The sequence below is a fragment of the Magnetospirillum sp. WYHS-4 genome (assembly GCA_039908345.1).
In the GTDB taxonomy this organism is placed as follows: Bacteria; Pseudomonadota; Alphaproteobacteria; order Rhodospirillales; family GLO-3; genus JAMOBD01.
On record JAMOBD010000089.1, the window covers coordinates 1 to 9,164 of the forward strand.

5 protein-coding genes are annotated in these 9,164 nt (G+C 66.2%); 2 read left to right on the forward strand and 3 right to left on the reverse strand.

Going from position 1 to position 9,164, the window contains the following annotated elements:
- Positions 1-125: 125 nt before the first annotated feature.
- Positions 126-1,727 carry a PAS domain-containing sensor histidine kinase gene (locus H7841_17055; GenBank protein ID MEO5338574.1) on the forward strand — a complete coding sequence of 534 codons (1,602 nt, stop codon included), beginning with the start codon at positions 126-128 and terminating at the stop codon, positions 1,725-1,727.
- 21 nt (positions 1,728-1,748) lie between these two features.
- On the opposite strand, the gene H7841_17060 is transcribed toward H7841_17055, so the two are convergent.
- Genes H7841_17060 through H7841_17070 form a run of 3 tightly spaced genes read right to left on the reverse strand, consistent with a single transcriptional unit; the run spans position 1,749 to position 6,966 of the window.
- Positions 1,749-3,098, reverse strand: coding sequence for an HlyD family type I secretion periplasmic adaptor subunit (locus H7841_17060; protein ID MEO5338575.1), 1,350 nt, complete (start codon positions 3,096-3,098; stop codon positions 1,749-1,751).
- A gap of 21 nt (positions 3,099-3,119) precedes the next feature.
- Positions 3,120-5,279, reverse strand: a complete 2,160-nt coding sequence (locus H7841_17065; protein MEO5338576.1) for an ABC transporter transmembrane domain-containing protein — start codon at positions 5,277-5,279, stop codon at positions 3,120-3,122.
- The gene (locus tag H7841_17070) at positions 5,272-6,966 is read right to left on the reverse strand and encodes an ABC transporter transmembrane domain-containing protein (GenBank protein ID MEO5338577.1); all 1,695 of its coding nucleotides are present in this window, start codon (positions 6,964-6,966) and stop codon (positions 5,272-5,274) included. Before H7841_17070 ends, H7841_17065 begins: the two co-directional genes overlap by 8 nt.
- A gap of 198 nt (positions 6,967-7,164) precedes the next feature.
- Here H7841_17070 and H7841_17075 point away from each other — a divergent pair.
- On the forward strand, positions 7,165-9,164 hold a 2,000-nt coding region (locus H7841_17075), incomplete at its 3' end, for an Ig-like domain-containing protein (GenBank protein ID MEO5338578.1).

Consider the following 9,164-nt stretch of genomic DNA (forward strand, 5'->3'; position numbering starts at 1 on the left):
CCACGAAACCCCCACCTGAAACCCCGCCACCCCGGAATGTAGTGCTAACAAACCCGTGCCACTCCGTAACAGTCTGTTACAGAACAGCTTTTTCTCGGGCACTGTTCAAGTTGGGTCAGGCCAGCATGATCGAGTCCGTGGCCCGCTTCGACGCGAAATTCAGCACCCAGGTTCATCCCGGCGGTGCCGTCTGGGCCACCCTTGGCCAGATCACCGGAGCCTACCTGCGCTACAAGGGCTTGGGAGAAACCGGCGAGTTCGTTCTCGGCCTGCGCCAGAAAGACGCCATCGTCTTTCTTTCCAGCCGGGAGAATGAGGCCCTGCCGAGCGCGCCGTCGGTGGAGGCCGAGTCGGAATTGGGCGAGCCCATGCGGCGGGCGCTGAAGGGCCAGTCCGGGGTGATGGTGGCGCTGGACTACCGGGGAACCAAGGTATTGGCCGCCTATGAACCCATTCCCGCGCTAGAGGCAGGACTGGTGGCGAAGATCGATTGGAGCGAAGCCACGGCTCCCTTCGTCAAGGCGGCGGTCGTGGCGGCCGGAAGCTTGGCCTTCGTGCTGGTCGTGGCCGGAATTGCCTTCCGGCAGTTGAGCGTTCCGCTGATGCGGCATCGGGAGGTATCGGAATCGCTCCGCAAGCTCTCCTATGCCCTGGAACAGAGTCCGCTCATGGTTTTCATCACCGACCGTCAGGGGCGGATCGAATACGTGAATTCCCGGTTCACGGAAATGACGGGCTACGCCCCGGCCGAGGCCATGGGCCGGAATCCGCGCTTACTGAAGTCGGGCGATATTTCGTCCGACGTTCACCGGAATTTGTGGGAAACGGTTCTCGCCGGCGGGGTCTGGCGCGGCGAACTCCTGGACCGCCGCAAGGACGGCAGCACCTTTTGGGCTAGCGTCCTGATCGCTCCGATCCGCAATGACAAGAACGTCATCGACCACTTCGTCGCCATCCATGAAGACATCTCGGAACGCAAGGAAATCGAGCGGCAGATGGTCGATGCCGTCCAGCAGACCGAGATCGCCAACCGGGCCAAGTCCGAACTGCTGGCGAACATGAGCCACGAGTTGCGCACGCCCCTGAACGCCATTATCGGCTTCTCGAACATGATCCAGGAAGAGGTGTTCGGTCCGGTCGGGCACGACAAGTATCGGGAATACGTCAAGGATATCTGCTCCTCGGGAGAGCATCTCCTGTCGCTGATCAACGATATCCTGGACGTTTCGGCCATCGAGGCGGGGAAGCTGGAACTGAATGACGATATCGTCGCCTTCGACGTTCTGGCACAGGCTTGCCTTCGGTTGATCGGCCCGCGGGCGAACAAAGGGAAGGTCCGCCTGGAATACCGGGAGAGCGATCCCCAGCCCCTTCGCGTCGATCCGCGACGAATGAAGCAGGTCCTCCTCAACCTTTTGTCCAACGCCATCAAGTTTACGCCCGAAGACGGAACGGTAGTGCTGGAATCTCAGCGGGCCCCAGACGGAAGCTTCTCTTTCCAGGTCCGAGATACCGGGATTGGGATGGACCCGGATGGCATCGCCAAGGCGCTGCTTCCGTTTGGCCAAGTGGATTCCACGATGAATCGCAAGCACGAGGGAACGGGGCTGGGCTTGCCGCTGACGGTTGCCCTCGTGGAACTCCACGGGGGGCGCCTCTCCATCGCGAGTGGCCTTGGCCAAGGAACGACGGTCACGGTATGGATTCCTCCGGAACGGATCGGATAGTCGGCCCCGCTCTTCGCCGCGTCACCGTTCCGAGAAGGCGCCGACCAGGGAGACGTAGACGGGCCGCGTCAGGTATTGCAGAAGGGTTTGGCTGCCGGTGACGATATCCACCCCGACCGCCATGCCGGGAACGACCCGGTAGGTGGTCTCGCCGTCGCGGATCACATCCTCCTTGAGCACGATGCGGCCCTTGAAATAGGGCTGGCCCTTTTCGTCCATCAAGGTGGCCGGGGACACCTGTGCCAGTTCGCCCAGCACCATCCCGTAGCGGCGCACGTCGAAGCCCTTCACCGTCACCTTGGCCGGCTGGCCGATGCGCACGTGGCCCACGTCCTTGGGATCGAGGCGCGCTTCGACCACCACCTGCTCGTCCAGAGGCACGATGGTCATCAACACTTGGGCCGGCTCGATGACCGCGCCGACGCTGTGCACCTTCATGCCGTGCACGACGCCGCCCACCGGCGCCACCAGATCCAGACGGTTGACCCGGTCCTGGAGTCGGCTGACATTCTCGCGCACCTCGGCCAGTTCGGACAGGGCGGCATTCAGTTCCTCGGTGGCCTTGCCGCGCTCGGTGATGTCCAGTTCCAAAACTTGGCTCTCGGTCTCGCGGACGGCGGCGCGAGCCTGTTCCTCGGAAACTTCCGCCTCGGTCAGGGCGCCCTGGACCTTGGCCAGTTCGAGTTGGGAACTGAGCAAGGTCACCCGCGAGCCGTAACCTTGCTTGTGCAGGTCGTCGCGCATGCCGACCGCCTCGCGGACCAGGTGGATCTGCTGGTGCAGGCTGGCGGCCCGCTTGGTCTGTACGTCCACCTGCTTCTGACGTTGGCGCAACTGGTTTTCCAGGACCGTCTTCTGGCCGGCGATGCGGTCGCGGGTCGATTGCAGAACGAAGCGGGCCTCGGCGATCAAGTCGCCGTAGCTACCGTTGAGTTCGGAAAAATCCGGCTCGCCGCCTTCGATGAAGGCACGCAGGCGCTTGGCCTTGATGGTGAGAGCGGCGAAGCGGGCCTTCACTTGGTCCAGTTCGGCAACCCGGAGGGTCGGGTCGATGCGCAGCAGGACTTGCCCTTGCCGGACCAGATCGCCGTCGCGGACCAGAACCTCGCCGACGAGGCCCCCTTCCAGGTGCTGCACCGGGCGCTCCGCCCCCGATGGCACGACCTCGCCTTCGGTTCGGGCGGCCGTGGCCACGGTGAGGAAGTTGGCCCAGACAGCCCCGGCCAGCATCGTCCCTAGGACCAATCCCGCCGTCCAGAAGCCGAGGCGGGATGGTTCCACTTCCTCGAGGATCGCCTCGTGAGAAAGATGGCGCATCTGGTTCCGGGGGATGGCCCCCGGCCTGAACGCGGCGATCTTGGTGGACGGCATGGGTCGGTTTCTCCCTCTTCCTCAAGCCCCCGCGGCCATGCGGGCCAGAACCAGTTCCGGCGGCCCCAGGTGGAGCGGCTGGCCTTGTTCGAGTACCAAAAGCCGGTCGCAGAGCCGCATATGGCTGGGCCGATGGGTAATCATCACGATGGTGCGGGTGCCTTTGAGCCGTTGCAGAGCCGCGATGAAATCGCGTTCGTCGGCCTCGTCCGCCGAACCGGCCGGTTCGTCCAGGATCAGGACCGGAGCATCCCGCAGGAAAGCCCGCGCCAAGCCCAGCTTGCGCAGGAAACCCTGGGGCACGTGGCTCAGGAGGCCTTCACGGAACCGGGTGTCGAAGCCGGCAGGCAGGGATTCGATGACGTCCAGCAGGCCGGCCAGGTCACAGGCTCGCCGCACATCGTCGACACTGGCGGCGGGATTGGACATGGCGATGTTGTCGAACAGGGTGCCGGCGAAGGCGTGGTTGCGCTGGGGGACGTAGGCCAGGGTCTGGCGCAGGGTGATGGGGCGCAATTGCCGGATGTCGACGCCGTCCAGGGTCACGGTACCCGCCTGGGGCCGGTAGACGCCCAGGGCAAGCTTGGCCAGGGTGGTCTTGCCGGAGCCGCTGCCGCCGCTGACGGCCAGCATCTCCCCCGGTTCGATTTCCAGGGTTAGCCCGAGGATCGCGGGATTGCCTTCCGCCGAATAGCGCATGCTCACCCGGTTGAAGGCAAGGCGGCCCTCGAAAGCGATGGAAGCCACCGGCGCATCGCCCGGTTCCTGCTCGCGTTCGTATCCCAGCATGGCGACAAGCTGGCGGAGGCTCTGCTGCATCTGCTCGATCCGGTTGCTTTGGCCGAACAAGGTCTGCATGGGGGCCAGGATGCGCCAGACCAGCATCATGGTGGCGATGAGGGCGCCCATGGTCATGTCGCCTTCCATGGCCAGAAGGACGCCGATCCCCAATGTCGCGGTTCCCGCCGCCACCATCAGCACATGGGCGGCGTTGTGGGCGATGGCCTGCAACCGGGAGCCATCGTGATTGGCCCAGGCGGCTTCGGCCGACAGCTTGCGGAAGCGCTCCCGCCAAAGGTCCTCGGCGCCCATCTGTTTGATCGAGCGCAGCCACCAGATCATCTCGACCACGAAGGCATAGCGCTGCGAGCGCGCTTCGCCGGAACGCTTCATGCGGTCGCGGATTGCCGGTTCGGTAATCAGTCCAATCAGCAGGTAAAGCACCAGCAGGACCAGCGGCACCGCCGCCAAGGGGCCGGCGATCAGGCCGATCACCGCGACGAAGACCACCACGAAGGGCAAGTCCAGCAGGGTGCCGGCCAGGGCACCGGTGAAAAATTCGCGCAGGAACTCGAACTCGCGGATGCGGGTCACCTGACCGCCGACGGGAGCCCGCTCGGTGAAGGCGGGCGGCAGGTGCATGATCTGTTCGAATACCTTGGTGCCGACCAGATAGTCCAGCCGCGCTCCCATGTAGGCCTGGCCCCGTGCCCGCAGCAGGCGGAATCCCAGTTCGGACAGGGTGGCGAGCCCGACGCCGAACAGCAACGCGGGCATCATCTCGGGCTGGCTTTTGGCGATCACCTGGTCGTAGACCGTCATGATGGCCAGCGATCCCACCAACGCCAGCACGTTGATGGCGAAGGTCATGGCCAGGATGGCGAGAATCAGGCCACGGAAATGCTTGGCGATGCCGCGCAGCCAGCCGCCGACCTCGGTGGCGGATGCCGGACGTTCTTTCGTCTCCGGCTTGACCAGATAGCAGTCGCCCGCAGGCAGGGCGGGGACGTGGCGGCAAGCCGCCGCCTTGCCTTCGAACACGGCGATGCCGTCGGCGTCGCGTCCCAGGAGTACGTAGGGATCGCCATTGCCGGCGACGAACAGGCAAGGCAGCAGGCGCTCGGTCACTTCCTCGGGGCGTGCCGTCAGGTGGGTGGTTCCGAAGCCGAGCCGGGCGAGCACGTCGCGAAATTCCGCGAAGCTCAACTCGTCGGATTCGTGGGGCAGCGCCTCCGCGATCTGGCGGGCGGCTCCCTGCCATTCGAGGGCGTCGAGCAGGGTGACCAGGCAGCCGATGAAGGCAGAATTGGTCTCCCGGTGGCCCAGCCGGTCCACCAGTACGGCCAGCCATTCCTTGGCCAGTTGCTTCGACGAGGCGCGCTGCAGGGAAATCCTACCCACGGCGCGCCTCCAGGCTGGGACGGGTCTTGTCGATCTCGACGATGTTCCCGTCCTCGACCCGGAATATCCGGTCGGCGAGCGAAATCAGCGACGGCCGGCCGGTCACCATGATGACGGTGGTCCGGCCCCGCATCTCCAGCAGCAGGCCGCGAAGCCGGCTGTCCGCGGCCATGTCGAAAGCCGAGTTGGCCTCGTCGAACAACAACAGGCGGGGCCGATCGGCCAGGGCGCGAACCAGGGCCACGACCTGCTGGACGCTGCCTGCCAGGGCCTCGGAGGCCATGTCTCCGACCCGCGTCTGCAAACCGGCGGGCAAGCGGGCTATGGTCTCGTCCAGGCCCATCCGGTTGGCGACGTCGAGCGCCGAGGCCAGGTATTCCCGTCCGCGGAACCGGGTCAGGTTATCCTGCAGGCTGCCGCGGAACAGCACCGCGAACTGGCGCACGTAGGCGATCTGCTTGCGCAACTCTCGGAAGTCGATACGGGCGGCGTCCACCCCGTCAAGCACCAGCCGGCCCTCGTCCGGGCGGGCGAGGCCGGCGATCAGGTCGAGGACGGTCGCCCGTCCGCCGCCGGTCTCACCGACCAGGGCCACCATTTCGCCGGGGAAGATCTCCAGGTTGGCGTGAGACAGAACCGGGAAGTCCGGACGTCCGCGATGTACGGTGACGTCCTCCAGGCGTATCCAGCCGGCCAGCACCGGAGTTTGGTCGTCCTGGCGTGCCGGAGCTTCTTCCTGGGGAAGCGTCAGGAGGTCGTCGAGGCGTTGCTCCGCCAGCTTCAGGGTGCGGCTCTGGGTCCAGACGCCGATCATCTTGAGCAACGGCTGTACCGCCCGGCCCGCCAGCAGCATGGCGGCCACCAGGGCGCCGTTGCTGAGGTGGCCGCCGACCACCATCAGTCCGCCCGCCGCCGCGACCGCCATCATGGTCAGGCCGCCGAACATTGACCCCACCGATTGGGCCGCCGCCGACAGGTAGGCCACATCGTAGACGGCCCGCGCCAGCGGTGCGTGGATGCTTTCGTACTGACGGCACATCTGGGCTTCGAGTCCCAGCGCCTTGACAGAATGGACACCGTTCAAGGACTGGAAGACGAAGTTATAGCGCGCGTTGTCCAGTTCGGTCCGCCGTTCCACCGCCCGGTCCAGCCGCCAGGCCACCGTCGCCGCATAGCCCAGGGCCACCAGCGCCACCGCGAGGGGAGCCAGGACCAGACTGCCGCCGATCAAGCCGATCAACGCCAGGAACAGGACCACGAAGGGCAGGTCCGCCAGCGCGATCAGGGACTGGCCGGAATGGAAGTCGCGCAAGGCGTCGATGGCCGCCAAGCGATCCACGTGGGTGCCGGGCGGAACCGCTTCGAAATTCTCGATGCGGGCGCCCAACAGGCGTTCCACCGCGCGGCGCGAGGTGGCGTGCTCGAAGCGCGCGCCGCTCCAGGTGGTGATCCGGCTGCGGATGCTTCGCAGCACCGCGTCCAGCACCACCGACAGCAACAGGGCCGCCATCAGCAGGGAGAAGGTGTCGGTCGCCTGGTTGGGGATGATGCGGTCGTAGACCTGGAGAATGACCAGGGGTAGGGCGAGAGACAGCAGATTGATGGCGAACGAGGACAGCAGAACGTCAATACGCCCGAGCGCCACCCGGCTCAGGGAGCGAAAAAAGTTCGGACGGCTCTCCGCCATGGTTATCGACCCCCCCAACCTTCGGGTCATTTCCACCCGTCCCGCGGGGCTTCGGCAAAGCCCACGGGGGGAGAATGGAGCTTTCCAGGACCAAGATCAACCGTTGGAGCGCAGGTCGCGGTATCTCCAGCGCGACCTGTGATCGTCCGCCAAGATATGGTAGCGTCCGCTCAGGCATGTTCCACGTGGAGGTTTCCGATGGTTGACGGCTCGGGCAGGGGCGAATCCGGCGGACGCTCCGGGGGCGACATCGAACTTTTCGACCTGGGAACGGCGCCCGTCGAAGGGGGGCTCGAAGGGAAGGTCCTCCTGCACCAGCCGGGGGTGACCGTCGAGGAACAGGACGTCACCGTTCCCAACCTGCACATGGGCAGCCGCGATCCGCGCGGCGTTGCGGCGGAAACCCCGGCCGCGAGCGGCCCTGCGCCGGAACTTTCCGTCGCCTCCGCCTCCCTTCCCGGCCTGAAGATCCATCTTACGCCGGCCGCGGAGGCCCTGGTCCTGCCCACGGGAGAAAAGAGCGTTTCCCTCGACCTATCCGGCATCGCCGAGAAGGCGGGCGGCGAGGCGGTGACCTTCGTCGATCTGCCGGCCGGCGTCCGCCTGTCCGCCGGGACGGTTGGGCCCGAGGGTGCGGTGACCGTGGCGGCCCAGGATCTTCCGGGTCTGCAAGTCGTCATCGATCCGGGCCGGGTTCCGGGGGCGATCATCCTTTCCGCCGTCGTCGTGGCTCCGGTGGAAGGCGAAGCGGCCGTCGTCGCCGATACCGATCCGATTCTTCTCGAAGAATCAGTCGCCACCGTAGAGATCGACAACGCCGCCTCCGACGTGGCTCTGGCCGTCCAGTCGGCATCGGGAAGCGAAGATGGGGCCATCGCGCTCGACATTCGGGCGGCCCTTAGCGACACGGACGGCTCTGAAAGCCTGTCCGTCATCGTTTCCGGCCTGCCGACGGGCGCCATCCTGTCGGCGGGAACCGACAATGGCGACGGCACCTGGACCCTCGCCGGGGAGCAGTTGACCGGTCTGAGCGTCACGCCGCCGCCCGATTTCAGTGGCAGCTTCGATCTCGCGGTGACGGCAACCGCCACCGAAAGCCTGGGCGGCGCCACCGCTTCCACCACGGCCAGCCTGACGGTGAACGTGGCGGGGGATGCGGATGTGCCGACGCTGGCAGCCGTCGATGCGACCGGGACGGAAGACCAAGCCATCGCGCTGGATATTTCGGCTGCGCTGGGCGATGCGTCCGAATCTCTTTCGCTGACCATCGCGGGAGTTCCCGACGGGGCATCGCTGTCGGCGGGGACGGACAACGGCGACGGCACCTGGACTCTGACCCCCGGCCAGCTTTCCGGGCTGGCGATCACCCCGGCGGCCGACTACAGCGGCAGCTTCGATTTGACGGTGACGGCAACCTCCGCCGACGGGTCTGACACCGCTTCCACCACTGCCAGCTTGACGGTGAACGTGGCGGGCGATGCGGATTCGGTAAGCCTCTCGCTCCAGAACGCCGCGGCCAGCCTGGGCCAGAGCGGGCAGGGCCAAACCCTCGCCGGAACCGGGGGCGGCGACACTTTACGGGGAACCTGGGACAGCGACACCATTTCGGGCGGCGCCGGGGGCGACAGCCTGCACGGCGACAGCGGCGCCGTCGGGGCGACCACGGTTCATCTTGACTTGGCGGCGGCCCTGGGCGATCTGGACGGTTCCGAAGCCCTGTCGGTCTCCATTTCCGGCCTGCCTTCCGGGGCCAGCCTGAGTGCCGGAACCGATAACGGGGACGGCACATGGAGTCTGGCTTCCAGCCAGCTTTCCGGCCTGACGGTCACCACGCCTGCCGGCTTTTCTTCCAACTTCCGGCTTGAGATTTCCGCCACCGCCAGCGAGGGGGACGGAGACAGTTCGACGACGACGGGTTCGCTGGATGTCTCCTTCTCGGCGGCGGGTGGCAACGACGTTCTGATCGGCGGAACCGGCGACGACTACATGTACGGCAATGCCGGGGACGACACCTTCGTCTATCGCCAGGGCGACGGGACGGACCGCTTTTACGGTGGCGCGGGGACCGACACGGTGGACGCCGGGACGGCGCAGACCATCGGGACGGACTACTACGCGGCCGACGCGACGGTGGAACGGATCGTCGGCGGCGGATCGACGACCCTCGTCGGCACGGCGGGCGGGAACACCCTGGACTT